General features: G+C 35.5%; 19 protein-coding genes. 16 read left to right on the plus strand and 3 right to left on the minus strand.

All coding sequences use genetic code 11. From position 1 onward, the window contains the following. The first annotated feature begins 1 nt into the window (after window position 1). The 4 genes from IGI43_RS12250 to trmB all read left to right on the plus strand — a co-directional run bounded on the left by IGI43_RS12250 (window position 2) and on the right by trmB (window position 3,845). Entirely contained in the window at window positions 2–1,219 is a 1,218-nt protein-coding gene (locus tag IGI43_RS12250; protein WP_438758068.1) for an ABC transporter permease, read from the plus strand. A gap of 2 nt (window positions 1,220–1,221) precedes the next feature. Further along, window positions 1,222–2,085, plus strand: coding sequence for a D-amino-acid transaminase (gene dat / locus IGI43_RS12255; protein WP_438758069.1), 864 nt, complete (start codon window positions 1,222–1,224; stop codon window positions 2,083–2,085). 110 nt (window positions 2,086–2,195) lie between these two features. Then, a complete protein-coding gene (locus IGI43_RS12260) occupies window positions 2,196–2,975 on the plus strand; it encodes a phosphotransferase family protein (RefSeq protein ID WP_438758070.1) in 780 nt (259 codons plus the stop codon). 213 nt (window positions 2,976–3,188) lie between these two features. Then, window positions 3,189–3,845, plus strand: a complete 657-nt coding sequence (gene trmB / locus IGI43_RS12265; protein WP_438758071.1) for a tRNA (guanosine(46)-N7)-methyltransferase TrmB — start codon at window positions 3,189–3,191, stop codon at window positions 3,843–3,845. A gap of 139 nt (window positions 3,846–3,984) precedes the next feature. On the opposite strand, the gene IGI43_RS12270 is transcribed toward trmB, so the two are convergent. Then, window positions 3,985–4,326, minus strand: coding sequence for a peptidase (locus IGI43_RS12270; RefSeq protein WP_438758072.1), 342 nt, complete (start codon window positions 4,324–4,326; stop codon window positions 3,985–3,987). Window positions 4,327–4,566: 240 nt separating this feature from the next. Between IGI43_RS12270 and pepA the strand changes: the two genes are divergently transcribed. From pepA to ytpR, 4 genes are all read left to right on the plus strand, one after another. Next, complete coding sequence (gene pepA / locus IGI43_RS12275; RefSeq protein ID WP_438758073.1) at window positions 4,567–5,643, plus strand: glutamyl aminopeptidase; 1,077 nt, start codon at window positions 4,567–4,569, stop codon at window positions 5,641–5,643. Window positions 5,644–5,653: 10 nt separating this feature from the next. Further along, on the plus strand, window positions 5,654–5,968 hold the full coding sequence (locus tag IGI43_RS12280) for a thioredoxin family protein (RefSeq protein WP_438758074.1): 315 nt from the start codon (window positions 5,654–5,656) through the stop codon (window positions 5,966–5,968). 63 nt (window positions 5,969–6,031) lie between these two features. Further along, complete coding sequence (locus tag IGI43_RS12285; RefSeq protein ID WP_438758075.1) at window positions 6,032–6,493, plus strand: universal stress protein; 462 nt, start codon at window positions 6,032–6,034, stop codon at window positions 6,491–6,493. Between the two features lie 167 nt (window positions 6,494–6,660). After that, window positions 6,661–7,278: a YtpR family tRNA-binding protein gene (gene ytpR, locus IGI43_RS12290; RefSeq protein WP_438758076.1), complete on the plus strand. Its 618-nt coding sequence runs from the start codon at window positions 6,661–6,663 to the stop codon at window positions 7,276–7,278. Window positions 7,279–7,342: 64 nt separating this feature from the next. Here ytpR and IGI43_RS12295 read toward each other — a convergent pair whose 3' ends face one another. After that, window positions 7,343–7,627, minus strand: a complete 285-nt coding sequence (locus IGI43_RS12295; protein ID WP_438758077.1) for a hypothetical protein — start codon at window positions 7,625–7,627, stop codon at window positions 7,343–7,345. Between the two features lie 150 nt (window positions 7,628–7,777). Then, window positions 7,778–9,097 (minus strand): S1C family serine protease, encoded by a 1,320-nt coding sequence (locus IGI43_RS12300; protein ID WP_438758079.1) that lies wholly within the window; start codon window positions 9,095–9,097, stop codon window positions 7,778–7,780. 424 nt (window positions 9,098–9,521) lie between these two features. On the opposite strand from IGI43_RS12300, the gene rlmH reads away from it, so the two are divergent. The 8 genes from rlmH (at window position 9,522) to IGI43_RS12340 (ending at window position 18,140) form a co-directional block, all read left to right on the plus strand. Further along, entirely contained in the window at window positions 9,522–10,001 is a 480-nt protein-coding gene (rlmH, locus tag IGI43_RS12305; protein WP_438758080.1) for a 23S rRNA (pseudouridine(1915)-N(3))-methyltransferase RlmH, read from the plus strand. A 122-nt stretch (window positions 10,002–10,123) separates the two neighbouring features. After that, window positions 10,124–11,683 carry a hypothetical protein gene (locus IGI43_RS12310; protein WP_438758081.1) on the plus strand — a complete coding sequence of 520 codons (1,560 nt, stop codon included), beginning with the start codon at window positions 10,124–10,126 and terminating at the stop codon, window positions 11,681–11,683. Window positions 11,684–12,149: 466 nt separating this feature from the next. Continuing rightward, on the plus strand, window positions 12,150–14,093 hold the full coding sequence (locus IGI43_RS12315; RefSeq protein WP_438758082.1) for a BglG family transcription antiterminator: 1,944 nt from the start codon (window positions 12,150–12,152) through the stop codon (window positions 14,091–14,093). Further along, complete coding sequence (locus IGI43_RS12320; protein ID WP_438758083.1) at window positions 14,074–14,553, plus strand: PTS sugar transporter subunit IIA; 480 nt, start codon at window positions 14,074–14,076, stop codon at window positions 14,551–14,553. Before IGI43_RS12315 ends, IGI43_RS12320 begins: the two co-directional genes overlap by 20 nt. Before the next feature lie 21 nt (window positions 14,554–14,574). Continuing rightward, on the plus strand, window positions 14,575–14,904 hold the full coding sequence (locus tag IGI43_RS12325; RefSeq protein ID WP_438758084.1) for a PTS fructose transporter subunit IIB: 330 nt from the start codon (window positions 14,575–14,577) through the stop codon (window positions 14,902–14,904). A 25-nt stretch (window positions 14,905–14,929) separates the two neighbouring features. Then, the gene (locus IGI43_RS12330; protein ID WP_438758085.1) at window positions 14,930–15,994 is read left to right on the plus strand and encodes a PTS fructose transporter subunit IIC; all 1,065 of its coding nucleotides are present in this window, start codon (window positions 14,930–14,932) and stop codon (window positions 15,992–15,994) included. A 38-nt stretch (window positions 15,995–16,032) separates the two neighbouring features. After that, complete coding sequence (locus IGI43_RS12335) at window positions 16,033–17,301, plus strand: class II D-tagatose-bisphosphate aldolase non-catalytic subunit (RefSeq protein ID WP_438758086.1); 1,269 nt, start codon at window positions 16,033–16,035, stop codon at window positions 17,299–17,301. Between the two features lie 134 nt (window positions 17,302–17,435). After that, window positions 17,436–18,140, plus strand: a complete 705-nt coding sequence (locus IGI43_RS12340; RefSeq protein ID WP_438758087.1) for an HAD family hydrolase — start codon at window positions 17,436–17,438, stop codon at window positions 18,138–18,140. The last annotated feature ends 261 nt before the right edge of the window (window positions 18,141–18,401 follow it).

Below are 18,401 nucleotides of genomic sequence, written 5' to 3' on the forward strand. Positions count from 1 at the left end.
TATGTCTGGATTTTTTGGCATTCGTTTAGCACGCCATTTAAAAAAAATGATGAAGTATATGCGATATGTTTTTAACGATCATTTTATTTTGGTTTGTGTGTTTTTATTGGGTGGCTTAGGTTTTTACTATTCTCAAGTATTAAAAACATTGCCTGCAAATTTTGTTTGGGGCAGACCAATCGTCATAGTTCTTTGGTTGGTGTTACTTCAAATCGGTCGTATTGCTACTTTGGCTGAAGAAGCAGATAAAGTTTTTATCTTACCCAAAGAACCTGAAATGAATAGTTATTTAAATCGTGCCATTCGTTATTCTATGTGGTTGCCACTAGTAGCATTGTTTTTAATGGGCGGTATGTCGATGCCGTTAGTAGTCGTTTCCACAGGTTGGGCTTTTTCAACATTTTTCTACTTTATTGTGATGTTGGGAATTTTAAAGGCGAGTCATTTGCGTTTACAAAAATATGAGTTATATCAAATTTCTTCAAAAGAGCATTATTTGTGGTTTACATTGTGGTTCGTGACAAGTTTTGCCGCAATCGCTCTTAGTTTATATGTTGCGCCTTTGGTAGGCCCTCTTGTTGCAGCAGTCCAAGCTGTCGTTTTCTATGTTAGTTTGAATAAAAAAGAACAACTAGTATCGTTAGACTGGGAAGGGATGGTTCAAAAAGAAAAAAATCGGATGCATCGGATTTATCAATTCATCCATTTATTTACAGATGTTCCAGAAATTTCTAGTAGTGTGAAACGTCGGAAATATCTTGATCCATTCCTGAGTAAAATCAAGAAAAAAAGCCAAAATACGTATTTATATTTGTACGCTCGTAGTTTTTTAAGAGGTTCTGAGTATAGCGGATTGTTTATTCGTTTAGTATTAGTTGGCGGAGTGATTTTGTTTTTCCTAAAAGAGTTTTGGATCTCAATGGGTGTGTCTGTATTATTTGTTTATCTGATCGGATTTCAGTTGATCCCAATCTATACACAGTTTGATTATATGGTGATGACGCATTTGTATCCTGTGTCAGATGGACAAAAGAAACAGGCTGTGAGTAAGCTTGTGACGGTTCTATTGTTTATTGCAGCGGTTTTGTTTAGTATATTTGTTTTGATCGCTCTACCTGATTTTAAAGAAGGATTGATGATCGTAGGGGCGTTGATTATTGAAGTATTACTGTTTGCTAAGTTTTATGTTCCGCATCGTTTGAAGAAGATGGAGGGGTAAGGATGCATATTTTATGGAATGATCAAATCGTTAAACGTGAAGAAGTAAAAATAGATATTGAAGATCGCGGCTATCAGTATGGTGACGGTCTGTATGAAGTGGTTCGGGTGTACAATGGCCGTTTGTACATGGTGGAAGAACATTTGACTCGATTGTGGAGTGGTGCTGAAAAAATCAGAATGCATTTACCGTTCACAAAAGAAGAATTGACAGCTAATTTAAAAAAATTAGTGAAACTAGAAGGAATCAATGAAGGCAAACTTTATTTTCAAATAACAAGAGGAATCGATTCACCAAGAAACCATGCACTGCCAAATCCAGATAAAGTCAAAGGTGTTTTAACAGCCAATATCAGCTCCTATGAACGACCTTTGAAAAAAATGGAAGAAGGGATTACAGTAGCTGTAGTACCTGATACACGTTGGTTGCATTGCGATATCAAGTCATTGAGTTTAATGGGAAATATTTTGTCATTGGATGAAGCTCGTCGTCAAGGGTTTGATGATGCAGTACTTGTCAGAGACGGCAAAGTGACAGAAGCATCCGCAGCGAATTTCTGGGTCGTTAAAGACGGTACTGTCTATACGCATCCAGATGGTAATTTGGTTTTACCAGGAATCACTAAAATGAATATTATCGAATTAGCAAAAGAATTGAACATTCCAGTGAAAGAAGAAGCCGTTTGTGAAGAAGATTTATTTACAGCAGATGAATGTTTTGTATCAGGGTCTTTAACAGAAATCGTACCCGTCGTAAAAATAAATGAGCACATCGTTGGAACCGGAAAACCCGGTAAAATTACGAAACAGTTGCTAAATGCTTATATTAAAGGTGTTGATGCAGTATGTGGAACATCCAAACATTAGTTTAAATGTCAAAAGAATAAGAGAGATGCTTGACGTTGAACGCTATGGAAGCTAAAATGATACTTACTGTAATTAATTATTAGAAGTTGTTAGGATAGGAGATAATTTCCATGGCATTTCAGTTGGATAAGGAATGGCGCTTGCAGCCAATAAAAGGTGCAACTGGCCAAACTTTCATGGGTATACGTGCGACTGAAAGAGTATTTATTAAACGAAATACTTCTCCTCTTTTAGCTGCACTGTCTAAAGAAGGAATTGCCCCTAAGCTTGTTTGGACGAAACGAACGGTGACAGGCGATATTTTAACAGCACAAGAGTGGCTAGATGGTCAAGTACTCAAGGCCCAAGAAATTGGTCAAAGAAATGATGTTGTGGATGTTCTTTATCATTTGCATCATTCACATATGCTGAAAAGTATGCTGGGAAAAATCGGCGGTCAGATCCATTCGCCTGCGATGATGCTTCAAGCATATGGACAGCGATTGCCTAAGGAGCTTCAAAATAATTCATATCTTGCTAGAGTCTATCGCTATCTACAAAAAAATATACCAAATTATTCTGTTCATAATTATATGGTCGTTCATGGTGATGTGAATCATCGTAATTGGATCGTATCGAATAATTATCTCTATTTAGTTGACTGGGACTCAGTTATGATAGCCGATCCAGCATTAGATCTGGGCATGTTGCTCGGACATTATGTTCCACAAGCAAGCTGGAATAAATGGCTGTTATCTTACGGGATGCGTCCTAGTGAAGAAGCAATGACGCGGATTAAGTGGTATGCATTATTCAATTTCCTGCAAGAAATTCTACGCCATCATCAATCAGGAGAAAAAAGAGACATGAATGCAGAAATTTTAAAATTAAAACAAGCATTTGGGTATTAGAAGATGTAGAACGATTGTTTACTAAAATAATAGAGGGCAACAAGGTTGGGACAGAAGCGTTTAACTCCGAGAAATAAGAGGACATTCACGAAAATTGCATTTCAAATTTTTGTGAATGTCAACTTACTTTAAGAAGGATTCCTTAAGAGCTTGGGACGAGTCCTAAGAACCCTACCCTTTGAAACGTTGTTATAAAGAGAGGAAACATAAAACATGCGAATGAGAAAAAGACCTGGAGCAGCCGAGCTTTTGGCGAGTCATCCTGAATTAGTTGTTGATGAGCCAGCTAAATGGCAAGGACGTTGGGCGGAACGTTTTGGGAATGATCATCCTATTCATATCGAAATTGGCTCTGGTAAAGGACAATTTGTAGTAGGGATGGCAAAAGCCAATCCAGAAATAAATTATATTGGGATCGATATGCAATTAAGTGTTCTTTCGATCGCTTTAGAAAAAGCGTTGGAAGAAGAGCTACCTAACTTACAACTGCTTCATGTCAATGGGGAAGAATTGACACAATATTTTGCAGAAAATGAAGTAGATCAAATCTACTTGAACTTTTCTGATCCATGGCCGAAAACACGTCATGAAAAACGTCGTTTAACCTTTAAAACATTTTTAGAGACGGATGAAAAAATTCTAAAACCAAATGGCGAAATTCATTTTAAAACCGATAATCGCGGTTTATTTGAATACTCATTAAGTAGTTTTTCAAAATATGGAATGGTTTTGGAACAAGTCTGGTTAGATTTGCATGCTAGTAATTATGAAGACAATGTTATGACGGAGTATGAAGAAAAATTTTCAGCTAAAGGACAGCCGATTTATCGCGTTGAGGCGAGATTTCAGGCTGAGAAAATGAATAAGTAAGACTTGTTTGATTGAGAAGAATTCAGCAGTTCAGGTATCCTTTATCGCGTGAGTTTTAATAAAGTATAGAAAAATAGATAGTTACAAAAAACAGTTGAAACCACTCTGCTACAATGTGGTTTCAACTGTTTTTTTTATCTTACTCTTTAATTCGCTTCACATCAATTACAGTTCCTGTAAAAGCATCGGCAATAAATGCATACTGAACCATAGTCCCATCTTCTAAACGTGAAATCCCACCATTATAAGTTTTAGAATGAACTGCGAATTTTCGTAATGGTTTTTTCTCAAACTCAATCCAAGAGCCTTCAATCGGGCCTTCTTTCAAAAAGGCTTCTTTCACATTTTCTAAAACCCAATCAGCATCTAACGTACGTTTTTTCTGATACCATAATGTTGAAGCGATACCGCTTAATATACCAAGACTGACACCAAGCGCTAAGCCGCCTTTAAAATAGCTTAATTCATTTTCTTCATTCATGGGGAATAACCTCCGCGTATTTTCAAATGTTTGCCAAAATTACTCAGCTTTAAGTCTATTCTAACACAATGTGTGAAAATATCGAAAAACAAAAAACGTGGGAAATTAAAATAATTTGCGTTATAATGAATGTGAAATCATATGAAAGGAGTATCTGCTATTTTTGCTTTAAAAGAGTGTTATTTTTTAGCCAAAATGAACGGCTTGTTCTGATTAGAAGAGCTGGCAGATAATACAACGATGGAAGAAAAAACATTTCAACGCATCAAAGAATTAACTGAATTACAAGGAACAAGTGGATTTGAAGATGATATTCGTGCGTATATGAAAAAAAATATGGCACCATTAGTAGACGAGATTCAATATGATGGTTTAGGTGGGATTTTTGGACTTAAAAGAGCTAAAGAGCAAGATGCACCACGTGTTATGGTAGCAGCTCATATGGATGAAGTCGGGTTTATGCTAACACAAATCAAAGACAATGGATTATTCCAAGTCGTTCCTTTAGGTGGTTGGAACCCTTATGTTGTCTCTGCCCAACGTTTCACACTAAAAACAAGTAAAGGCAATTATCCATGTATCTCTTCTTCAGTTCCTCCACATTTATTACGTGGAACGGGCGGCCAAAAGCAATTAGAAGTGGCAGATGTACTATTCGATGCTGGTTTTGAATCAAAAGAAGAAGCGGAAAGCTTTGGCGTACGCCCAGGGGATTCAATCGTACCGCAAACTGAAACGATCAAAACGGCTAACGGTAAAAATATCATCAGTAAATCATGGGACAATCGTTATGGTTGTACGTTAGTGTTAGAAGCATTAGAGGCCTTTCAAAATGAACAATTAGGTCATACATTGATTGCTGGTGCTAATGTGCAAGAAGAAGTAGGATTACGTGGTTCTAAGCCTTCAGTGCATAAATTTAATCCAGATTTATTCTTTGCGGTAGATTGTTCAGCAGCAGATGATATCCAAACGAAAAAAGGAACATATGGACATCTAGGTGAAGGAACATTGTTACGTATTTACGATCCAGGTATGATCACATTACCTCGTGTACGAGAATACTTATTAGATATAGCTGCAACGCATAACATTCCTTATCAATACTTTGTATCTAAAGGTGGGACTGACGCAGGTGCTGCACATACAACCAACAATGGTGTACCAAGTACCGTGATCGGTGTTTGCGGACGTTATATCCATACACATCAAACGATGTTCAATATCAAAGACTTTGAAGCAGCCCGTGAAATGTTGATCCAGGTGTTAAAAGGATTAGATAAAACAACAGTGAATACCATTATTTACGGAAAGTAGGAGGCAAATTATGATTATTCCAACTTCTTATGAAGAGCTAGCTAGTTTTGTGTCTGAAGGGAAAAGTGTTTTCTTTTTCACTGCAGATTGGTGCGGGGATTGCCGTTTTATCAAACCCGTAATGCCTGAAATCGAAGCTGAATTTCCAGAATTTCGTTTTATAGAAGTTGACCGAGATAAGTTTATGGAACTGGCTTCTGAATGGAATATTTTCGGAATTCCAAGTTTTGTTGTAACAAACCAAGGCAAAGAGTTAGGTCGTTTGGTCAATAAAAATCGCAAAACGAAAGAAGAAATTACTACATTTTTGAAAAGCATCAGTTGATGTATTAATTAAAAAAGTGAGTCTATTCAAGAAATAAAATAGATCAATCGGGAGATGAGTCTTATGTTGGCACAAACCTATAAAAATATTTTAGTTGGCGTAGATGGTAGTGATCAAGGGAATTTAGCGTATCACCAAGCAATTGAGGTAGCTAAAAGAAATAATGGCCGTGTAATTGTTACTCATGTAATCGAAAATAAAGTCTATACGATGATGGGCTATTCCTCGTTGAATGATAGTTTACTAGATCAAGAAACTGAAAGCGGGAAAGAAATACTAGCTGATTGTAAAGAATATGCCAAAAGTGTTTCATTTGATCAAGTAGAAACGGTTTTAACATATGGTTTGGCAAAAGAAGTGATGTGCCAAGATTTACCGAAGAAATATGATATTGATTTGATTATGGTAGGACAGTCTGGTTTAAACGCAGTGGAACGTTTGATGATCGGAAGCGTGAGTAGTTACATTATTCGTCATGCCCCTTGTGATGTCTTGACTGTTCATCCTGAGAAAACTAAAAAATAAATAGATCGTGTAAAATAGGTGAAGCAAGGCGTAACCGTTTTGTTTCACTTTTTTTTCTGAGATAATCAATCGATAAAAAAATAACATGCAGTTTATCTATTTATTTGTTAAGATAAGACAATGAATATAGTATCTTTTAAAATGATAAAAGTGGAGTGAGAGAAATAATGATTTTTGCTTATAATAAAGAGCATGTGGGTGATGTCTTAATGGTCATCGCAGCAGATGATAAAGGACTAGAAAACCGTGTAGAACGTAAAGGAAATGTGGCACGCGTGACTGTAGCAGAAGATGGACAAGTCGTTGCGTGGAATATCTTTGATGCATCAACGATTTTAGGCGAAATAGCAGGAACGGGTCAAGTGGACTTGACTGAAGAACAATTAGCTAAAGTAAATGAAGCGTTGACTAAATCAGGATTCTCAGAAACACTCGTTAAAGTGAGTGCACCAAAAATCGTGGTGGGCTTTGTCAAATCATGTAAGAAACATCCTGATTCGGATCACTTATCGATCACTCAAACAGAAGTGGACAATGGTGAAGTCTTGCAAATCGTTTGTGGTGCACCAAATATCAAAGCCGGACAAAAAGTCGTTGTAGCAAAACCAGGTGCGATGATGCCGGACGGATTGATGATTTGGCCTGGTGTTTTACGCGGTGTAGAAAGTTTTGGCATGATTTGTTCAGCTGGAGAATTACGTTTGCCAAATGCACCAGCGAAAAAAGGGATTTTAGAATTACCTTTCGATGCTGTTATTGGTGAAGCATTTCCCGTTGGAAAATAAAAAGTTAAATTTAAAGCCCTAAACAAAACCATTTTTCAGTTTTATTTAGGGCTTATTTTTGTGATTAGTCACCGTTATATTCAGCAAAACTTGGACCGTCAGATCGAACTTGATTTTGCTCTTCTTCTTCTAAGGCAGTAAATAGAGTACTATCATTTAAATAAGTATTCCAGTCAGCATACATCATTGCATTTAAAGAATCTACAGAACTATGCCCCAAAACATCAGTATTTACACCTTCATCTGTGACGAAATGTCCATTTTCATCGTGTTTCGCTTTTTTTAGTTCGTTCAAATCATGTGTCTTACCAAATAATTTATCCCATTCTTCACGTAATTTATGAGCCATAGTACATCCCTCTTTCTAAAGTTTTGTCTCTCTTTATTCTACAATAATACGTGATTTATAGCTCGTAAAAAGGTGTATAGATAAAGAAAAAAAACTAGGTCAACAGCTTCCTTGTAAGGAAGCGTAACCTAGCTTTTCGAGTGTATCTATTTAAGGATTTTGAGAATTTTCTGAGTTAGATGAATTTTGTTTAAGTGCAGATTGATCGATCGTCAAATCAATATCAACACTTTGTTCTTTTCCATCACGATAGAAAGTAACCTTCATTTTATCACCGACTTTTTTCTTGTATAGAGCGCTTTGTAAATCAGTAACAGAGCTGATATCTTCGCCATCGATTTTAGTGATGACGTCATATCTTTCAAGTCCTGCTTTATCAGCTGGAGTAGCTGTTTGAACACTACGAACAAGTACACCCATTTGGACTGATTCAGGAAGTTTTAAAATTTCTTTTCGTTGTTGTGTGGATACATTCGTTAATTCTTCCATCGTAATTCCTAAGGCTGGACGAGTGACTTTACCATCTTTTTCTAGTTGGTTAATGATATTTACAACGTCATTACTTGGAATCGCAAAGCCCATTCCTTCAACACTTACTTGGCTTTCAGATTGAACGATTTTAACAGAGTTGATCCCGATCACTTGTCCTTCGATATTTACTAATGGACCACCAGAGTTACCAGGATTGATTGCAGCGTCTGTTTGGATCGCATTGATATTGATTGCTTGTCCATTATTTTCATTTTGGATATTTCTATTTAATGAAGAAATGATCCCTTGTGTTACAGAGTTAGCATATGCTGATCCTAATGGAGAGCCAATTGCTAATGCTGGTTCGCCAATTTTTAATTTATCAGAGTTACCAAATTCGGCGATCGAATCTACTTTATCAGATGAAATTTTGATCACAGCAAGGTCAGTATAAGAATCTGTACCAACTAATTCACCTTGAACTTTCGTGCCATCATGTAAAACAACTTCTAATCCTTTTGCTTTGTCAACTACGTGATTATTCGTCACAACATAAGCCGTTTTACCATCTTTTTTATAAATCACGCCACTACCTTCACTTGCAGCTTCTAGCTCACTATCATTCGATTCGGCTCCGCTAGCGTCATTTTCATCATTGCCGCCGAAGATGCTGCCAAAGCTTCCAGTTTCAGTATTTTGACTAGGGCTTTGTAAATTGATAACTGAAACGACAGAATCTTTTACTTTATCCACGGCTTTAGTAACGTCACTACTTACATCTAAATTAACATTTGTTACTTTCGTATCCCCTTTGTTATCTTTTACAGAGTTTGTTGTTGTAGGCGAATTAGATGAAGACGGGTTTTGCCCCATGATAGCATAAGCCCCACCAAAAGCGAGTGCACCTCCCAGTAATCCTCCAACTAAACCAATTCCAAATTTTTTGAATACGCCATTTTGTTTTTTATCTGAATTAGGTGTAACATCTTTTTTTTGCATATAAGCAACCTCCTATTTAATTTTCATTATTTATTATATTTAGTATAGTCTTTCAACGTACCTTTAGTCTACCCAAGAGCTTTGAATTTTTTATGAATAAGTTAGGGAGAAAAACAGATACAAATAATGAAAAAATGTGAGTATTGAAATACTTATACACAATAAAGTGTGAAAAACTTTTGAAAAATAGAGGAAAACTTCTGTGAAAAAGTTATCCACAAAATGTGGATAATGTGGATAAATGAACGGGAATATGTGTTTGTATCTTAAAATACTGTAAAATAAAGGATGATAAGACATTCATCTGTGGATAAGTCTGTGCATATGTGTATAACTTTGTGGGAAAGTATGTGGAAGAGTCAAAACATTCATGATAAAATTGTGAACAAGTAGAATGTTATAAATAGGAAGAGACGTGAAATGAATGAAAATAAAGATTATTACTGTGGGTAAGTTGAAAGAGAAATATTTGGTTCAAGGAATCAATGAGTATTTAAAACGCCTGCAAAGCTATGCAAAAGTCGAAATTATTGAGGTAGCGGATGAAAAAGCACCAGAGAATTTAAGCAATGCAGAGATGTTACAGGTTAAAGGGAAAGAAGGAGAACGAATTTTAGCTAAAATTGGGGATCAAGATCATGTTTTTGTGTTGGCGATCAATGGAAAGCAGTTCAGCAGTGAAGAGTTTTCAAAAGAGATCGAGCAGTTAGGAATCAATGGGAAGAGTCAGCTGGCTTTTGTGATTGGTGGTTCGTTGGGATTGAGTGATGAAGTATTGAAAAGAAGCCAACAGCAGATGTCATTTGGAAAGTCGACTTATCCACATCAGTTGATGCGGTTAATTTTGGTGGAGCAGATTTATCGAGGGTTTAGGATAATGCGAGGGGAACCGTATCATAAGTAGGGATATTTTTTTTAACGTATAATGGCAGGAGCCGAACGAAAGAATGTCCTGTAAAGGGGAGTAAACTTTTGTTAAAATAAATGTATTGTGTGTTTTTTTAATGATGCTAGTGGAGGAGAAAAATGAAGAAAAAAAGTTTGGTTGTAGGTATAGTTCTTTTTTTAAGTATTTTTGTTAGTGGATGTACAAGCAAGGAAGAAGCAGAACAGTCTGAAAATAAAGAAAAACTGATCAAAAAAGCAGAAAAATCAATAGCTAAGCGTCCAATTATTTATATGTCTAACAATTTTATGGGATTAATGGATGTTGACGGAACTGTTTTAATGGATGGAAAGAAAGAACGAATAAAAGAAATTGATGCATTTTCTAATAGTACATTGTTGCAATATACTACAACTATGCATGATGTGTTTTATTTTAATACAGATAGTTATCAAATTTTCCCTGAAAATCCAGAATTTAGAATTCACAATAGTACATTTGAAAATAGTAAATATGGTAGGTATGAGGATACCAACCTAAATAAATTGGGACTTATTTTGAATGATGGAACACTTGTGAAGGAAGCCAAAGATATGCCAGATGGTATATCAGAATTTATTTTTAGAAATGATAGTTTCGCTCATGTTCATTTCAAAGATGGTACCGAAGGGTTAATGAATAATGAAGGTAAGTTGTTATTAAAAGATATTGAAAGCTTTGATTATCTGGAAGAAGAAGGAACCGATAGCATGTTAGCGGTTGTTAAAATCGATGGAGATTATGGAATTGTTCACGAGGAGAAAGGATTGATTTTTTCTCCGGAAGAAGTAAAGAAGCTCGAAATAACAGAGATTTTTCCGTACGTACAACGTTCAGCAGCCATTTATAAAACAGAAGAAGGTAAGTATGGTTTAATTAATCAAGAAGGTAAAGTAATCTATGAGGATGAAGAACCTTTATTGTTTAAACATATTTCGTCTTTTTCTGAAAAAGGTCTTGCTTTAGCTACTTCATATGGGGATGATCTTGTCATTAATGAAGCTGGTGAAGTTGTGACCAAAGTTGCTGATGAAGCAGAAGAGGGGATTTCTGTTGTTGACGGCTTTTTGAAAGATGATACTATTTTAGTTAGAATTGGGAAACTGCATGATGAAAAGTATGGCTTGACGAATGAAAAATTCGAAGTAATCAAAAAGTTTCCAGATAGTTACGAAAGAGCCCCTTTTTATCTTGGTAATGGGTTGTTTTCTATTCAAAGACTGGGTGAAGAGGCTTTTCCAGCCATTATAAACAGTTCTGGAAAGAAGATTTTCTCTGAAACAGAAAGCCAAACAAAGGAGATTTATACGTTTAGTGAATTTACAGATTCTGGATTATCTATTTTTGACACAAAGAATCACGATCAAGGTTTAGTGAATCAAAAAGGTAAGATTCTTATTGAAGCAAGCGATGGCTCGGAAATTGAGATAGAGAAAATGCAAAATGTCTATCAAGTATCTAAAAGTTTGCCAGGGAAAATGCCAACGAAGTACTATTATGACAAGGATGGAGAGTTATTCTACCAATTAAAAGAAAACGAACAGATATTTTTATCCAAAGGACTAATTATGATTGTAAAACCAAACGGAAAGACTAGTGTCCATGATGAAAATGGCTATTTAATCAAAACAATCGAAGCGAAAACAGATAAAGGAGAATAAATTCAAAATATATTTATCTCAATCAAGATCAATCATCTTAATCGGTGATTGATCTATTTTTGTATTAAAAAAAATCATCTTTTCGCTAACAAAGAAAAAGCTATATTGAGAGCAACGAACCTTGTAAAAAATGTGAAGTAAATTTAAAACCAGTACCAGTGTAGGGAGGATTGATAATCAAAAATCAATTTATACTATAATAGAACTAAAAAATAATAAGGAAAAGGCTATATGTACGTTGATTGACACAGTAGTGCTTGAGGGTCAGATATTCTTTTTTGATTTAGCGGAGCGCTGGAAAGTTAAGCCAAATAAAAAATCATTAGTACAAGACATTGCAACAAGTTCTTGAAAAGAATTGTCATATAAAAAAGTAAGCGTTACCGATATAATCAAAAGTATAAAAGATGGTAGTGCTTACATTTTGGATTTCAGAGATGAATTAACCTAAGAACGGAGGGAAAGTATGGAATTGATACAGAGACAATCACTTCTTGCGTCATTACTAATAAAACAGAATGGTTTTCAAACAGTTAAGTACTATGCAAACCAATTAAACATTTCTGAAAGAACGATACATTCTGATTTAAAAGTTGTAGAGAGGTATCTCTTGCAAGAAGGGTATCAAATAGAAAAAAGACCTGGTATTGGGATTAGCATAAAAAGAAGTGTTGAAATCCCGCAGAAAAAAAATGAGGTGTTAGAAAAAAACATATACTCTACAGCAGGTAGGCGAGAAAAAATCATTCAATTACTACTATTTGAAAATCAAACGGTGACGTTTGAATTATTATCAGAGATGTTTTTGATCAGTAGAAGTTCTATCAATAATGATTTTAAGTTTATAAAACATCTACTTACAACTGGAAACACAGTAAAAATTGTTAGTGACTCAAAGGGAACGAGATTGTCTGGACCAGAAAAAGAGCTGCAAAAAGCCTATCTTGAGTTTAATCGTTATTTAACAGAGGGGGAAAATAATTTATTTGAACCAAATGATGAAAAGAAAGAGGCATTGCTTACTCAGTACTATGGAGAGGATATCGTTCGAGTGTGTACACGGGTTCTTTATGGCTATATCAAAAATGATGTCACAGTAATAGCGGAGCATTATGTTTCAAATGTATTAAATATGATGATTATTTTAGTCTATCGAGTTAAAGCGGGGCATCATATTGAAGGATTAGAAGAACCTGAGCCTGAAAATGAGCATATCTTTTTTGAAAAAAGTGCGCAAGAGATGTTGAATAAAATATCATTGCGACTAAATCTTCAATTTACTCGCAATGATAGTGAATATTTATCAACGTATTTAATTTCAAATCGTTTTGAACCTTTACCAACGAAAAAAAAATACCATAGGATTGTGTCAACTATTATTGAAAAGGTAAGTAAGTCGCTCAAAATAGATTTTATTAAAGATCAGAAATTAAAGGAGCAGTTAATGCTGCACATACCTCCGATGATTTATAGATTACGAGAAGGCGTTCAAACCAATAACCCTTTTATTTACCAAATAAAGAATGAGTTTACGGTTATGTTTAACTCGATATGGGTCATTTTAAGTGAATATGAAGAAGAATTGGAAGTCACTTTTAACGAGGATGAAATAGGGTTTTTAACGATTTATTTTCAGTCTGCAATTGAGCGAGCAAAACTAAGTAAGAAAATTTTGATTGTATGTCCAACGGGAATAGCCACCTCAGAGTTACTTTTAAATCGAATCAAAAATATTCTGCCTTCTTTTGACATGATTGAAGTCGCATCAATTAAAGAAGTAGACGCACTTGATTTGGCACAAATAGATTTTATTATCTCCACAGTGCAGTTAAATCGATTGGATAAAAAGGTTGTTGTTGTTTCACCACTGTTGAGTGATCAAGATATAAAGAACATTACAGCAGCTTATAATGAACAGTTTATTTTCTTAAAGGAGTATGAGGATGGAGCGATAAAGGAATTAAATAATCTTAGTCCTTATTTATTAGAAGAATTTATCTTTTGGAATGAGAATTTCAAGACAAAAAATGAGCTGCTAAAAGAGATTGGCAAGAGACTTAAAGAAGCGGATATTGTCACAGAAAAATTTGTTGAAAGTACGATGAACCGAGAAAGACTTGGTGGGACGGACTTGTCGACAGGAGCTGCTATACCTCATGGTAATCCTAAGTATGTTAACAAAACAGTGATTGTGGTTGTGAAAAATAAAAAGTATATCAAATGGAATGAACACTCTGTAAAACTAGTCATGATTGTTTGTATTGCCGAAAAAGATATACAAGAAATTAAAGGAATATTATCTGATATCTACCAAATAGTAGAAAGTAAAGAACGATTGAATCAGTTTGAAGAATTTACAAAAAAAGAAGTGTTAAGTCAAAAGATAGGATGTGAGACTCTTGAAGGATAGTGCAAGTGATGTGATTAGAAAAGACATGATTTTACTGCAGACAAATTTTGACACAAGGGATGATGCATTACGTGCATTAGTCCAAATGGCAGATGAAACTGGATTGATTTCGGAAAAGGAAGTTTTTCTAAAATCAGTATTGAATAGGGAAGAAGAAATGCCTACTGCAATTGGGTATCAAATTGCTATTCCACATGGGAAAAGTGAGGTAGTGAGAACGCCTTTTATTGGTTTTTTACAGACAAAAGAGGAATTTGTTTGGACTGATGGGCATGAGGAACAAGTGAAACTTGTCTTTCTAATCGGTGTACCAGCTGAGAATGAAAACAATATCCATTTAAAATTTATCTCACAGCTCAGTAAAAAACTGTTAGATGAGGAATTTAGAAAACAATTACTAGAAGAAAAAAATCAACAAAATGTCTTTAAGCTGCTACGTTCAATTAAAGCAGCAAGCTGAAAAAGAATAGGAGGAAATAGGATGAAAGTTGTAGCAGTAACCGCATGTCCAACAGGAGTAGCGCACACATATATGGCACAAGAGGCAATTGAAAAAGAATGTAAAAAAAGAGGGTATGAGGTACAAGTAGAAACACAAGGAAGTATGGGGATCGAAAATGAGTTAGAGCAAGAAGATGTTGATGCTGCAGATGTGGTCATTTTAGCCGTTGCAATAGGAATTGAAGGGGAAGAACGTTTCGATGAAAAAACAGATGAAGGAAAAGTATTGCAAATAGATCCATCAGACGCAATCAAACATCCTGTTGAGGTGCTAGACAAGGCTGAAAAATTATTTAAAGCATCTGAATAAATCAAAATAGAGGAGATGACTCGGAATGAAAAAGGAAAATAAGTTTTTTAAAGATCTACAAAAAGCTTTTAATACGGGTGTATCATTCATGCTGCCTGCTGTTGTCGTTGGTGGAATTTTCTTAGCAGTGGCATTAGCGACAGGGAAAGCGACAGATTCAGGAATGGAGATCACCAACCCCTTTATGCAAAATCTAAATGATTTGGGTGCTGCTGGTTTTGCCATGATGATTCCATTACTTTCTGGTTATATTGCAAATTCACTTGCAGGAAAACCAGCCTTAGCACCAGCGATGATCTTAGGATTTGTTGCAAACAATCCAATTGGAGAAGTTCAAGTGAAGACGGGTTTCTTGGGTGCCATGATCATGGGGGTAGCGGTTGGTTATTTTGTTCGTTGGTGTAAAACGTGGAAAGTTCCAGCAACGATTCGAACCATTATGCCGATTTTGATTGTGCCAGTTCTAACAACATTTGTTTTAGGAATGATCTATATCTATATTATTGCAGTGCCAATTGGTGCTGGGATGGATTGGTTAGTAAAAGTATTAGGAGAAATGCAAGGTGGTAGTGCGATTATTCTAGGTCTTATTATTGGTGCGATGACCGCAATAGATATGGGAGGACCAATCAATAAAACAGCAACTGCTTTTACGTTGGCATTAATGTCTGAAGGGATTTATGGGCCTAATGGCGCACATCGAATTGCCGTAGCAATTCCTCCTTTGGCGATGGCTATCTCTACGTTTATTGATCGTAAGAAATATACAGCAGAAGATAAAGATCTTGGGATTTCTGCCTTTTTTATGGGACTGATTGGTATTACAGAAGGAGCAATTCCTTTCGCTGTAAAAGATATAAAACGAGTACTGCCAGCAATTATTATCGGTAGTGCAGTTGGTGGTGCATTGGGTATGGCCAATGGTGTAGAAGCGTTGGTTCCTCACGGAGGTTTAATTATTTTACCAGTTGTTAATGGAAAACTTTGGTATGTTTTATCCATGCTGATTGGGACCTTGATATCTGTAGCAATTCTACATTTTACAAAACCAAATTTAGATGAAGAAGACAAAATGAAAACAGAAAAATAGTACAAACTAAAAGAATGGAATTGGAGATGGCAAATATAATGGGAAAATTACCAATAAAAAAAGTAGTAGAAAGCTTGTTAGAACTGCAAAAAACAGGTGAAAGTGCAACGCTGTTAGGAATTGGACCTATGTCAAAAAATTGTGTTCAAGCAACACTTGAGCTATCCAAAGAAGATGATTATCCAGTGATGTTTATTGCCAGTCGAAATCAGGTCGATGCAGATGAACTTGGCGGGGGCTATGTTAATGGCTGGAACCAGTTTACCTTTGCCAAAGCAGTAGAAGAGGTAGCGGAAGAAATTGGCTATGATAACTTCTATTACATGTGTCGTGATCATGGTGGACCTTGGCAGCGAGATCAGGAAAGAAATGACCACTTACCAACAGAAAAAGCAATGGAGTTAGGAAGAAAATCCTATGTAGCAGATATTGAAGCAGGCTTTGATTTACTGATGATCGATCCTACAAAAGATCCTTTTGAAGTGGGGAAAGTTATTCCATTAGAAACAGTCTTAAATCGTACAGTAGAATTGATTGAATTTTGTGAAACTGAACGAAAAGTGCGAAATTTACCAGAAATTGGTTATGAAGTAGGAACAGAGGAGACCAATGGAGGATTAACCTCTACAGAAACATACGAAACCTTCATTCTACAATTGAAAGAAGCGTTAGAAAAACGTGGATTACCAATGCCGACATTTATAGTTGGACAAACAGGAACACTGACAAGAAAAACGGAACAAGTTGGTACGTTCAATTTTAAAAACGCTTATGATTTAGCACAAATGGCAAAAGGTTATGGTGTTGGGTTGAAGGAACATAATGGTGACTATCTAGATGATGTAACCTTGTTAGAGCATATTCCTTCTGAAATTACCGCAACAAATGTTGCGCCACAATATGGAACAGAAGAAACGCGTGCCTATTTAAATCTTGCAGCAGTAGAAGCAAAATTAGTGGAAAATGGTCTTGTAACAGAGCCGTCTAAGACAAGAGAGGTTTTACTTGTACATGCAATTAAGAGTGAACGCTGGAGAAAGTGGATGGTAGGGGATCAAAAAGAATTGACTGTTGACGAAATTATGCAAGATACGGCACTGTCAGATGAAATTCTTGATATCGCTGGACATTACACATTCAATGATGATGAGGTGAAAAACGAAATCGTAACACTTTACGCAAATCTTGAAAAACATAATATTCATGGACAACGCTATGTTATTGATCATATCAAGCGTCCGATTAGAGACTATGCGGAATGTTACAATCTAAAAGGGGTAACGACTCGGATTAAACAATTAGGCTAAAAGAATAAGACTAGCTAAAAAATACTTTTGTATAAGGTAGATTCGTTTTTGGATAAAGCAAAATGTGTCCTGTTTTGTTTTATCCTTTTTTGCCTATTTTAGAATCAACACGTAACAGAGTTAGGAGGAAGAACGTGTATAATTTTATTTTTGATGTGGATGATACGTTATATGATCAATTAGAGCCGTTTAAGAGGGCGTTTCAAGAAAATTTTTCACCTAAGAAAGTCATTTCTATAGAAGCATTGTATCGTTATAGCCGTAAATTCAGTGATGAGGTTTTTGAACAATCGCAACAAGGAAGGATTTCTATGGATGAAATGTATATCTACCGTCTTACAAAGGCTTTTAATGAGTTTGATATTTCAATTCAGCCAAAACAAGCCTTAGCTTTTCAAAAAGATTATGCCGCTTTTCAAGATGAAATCACTTTACTTCCAGATATGGAGAAAACACTAAATTACTGTACAAGGAAGCAACTGGTCGTTGGAATTATTACGAATGGCACCTCTAAGCATCAACGAAATAAAATAAAAAATTTAAATCTGACTCATTGGATAATCCCCAAGCATATATTCGTTTCGGGAGAGGTGAAAATGGCAAAGCCGGATAAAAAGCTTTTTCATTACGTTGAGAACCAGATGAAATTAGAACCCCAAAATACATTTTACATTGGCGATTCCTATAGAAATGATGTACTTGGAGCGAAAGAGGCAGGATGGAAAACGATTTGGTACAATCGACGTGGTTATTCTATAAAAAATAAGGAAAGTCAGTCTGATTTTATTGTGGGAAAAGAGCAGAAAATCTATGATTTAGTGAGAAGTTTAGTAGAATAATTTAGGATGAATAGAGCGATACTTGTGAAAATCTTTCTAAGTTAAAAAGCTTGTTCGGCAACTTTACTGGCTAGTGAAAGATAACAAAAAAATATTTTGCCCAGAATCTCTTGATGAAAGAATATTATGTAATAAGTATGTTTATTATCCTGCTATTACGAATAACGATCACTATTGCCGTTCCTTAATTTAAATAGTCCCTTGCATCAATAAAGATACAAGGGACTATTTCTAAAATAACTAGACAGTTATTCTAGGTGA

The organism is Enterococcus sp. AZ126 (assembly GCF_051714545.1).
In the GTDB taxonomy this organism is placed as follows: Bacteria; Bacillota; Bacilli; order Lactobacillales; family Enterococcaceae; genus Enterococcus_L.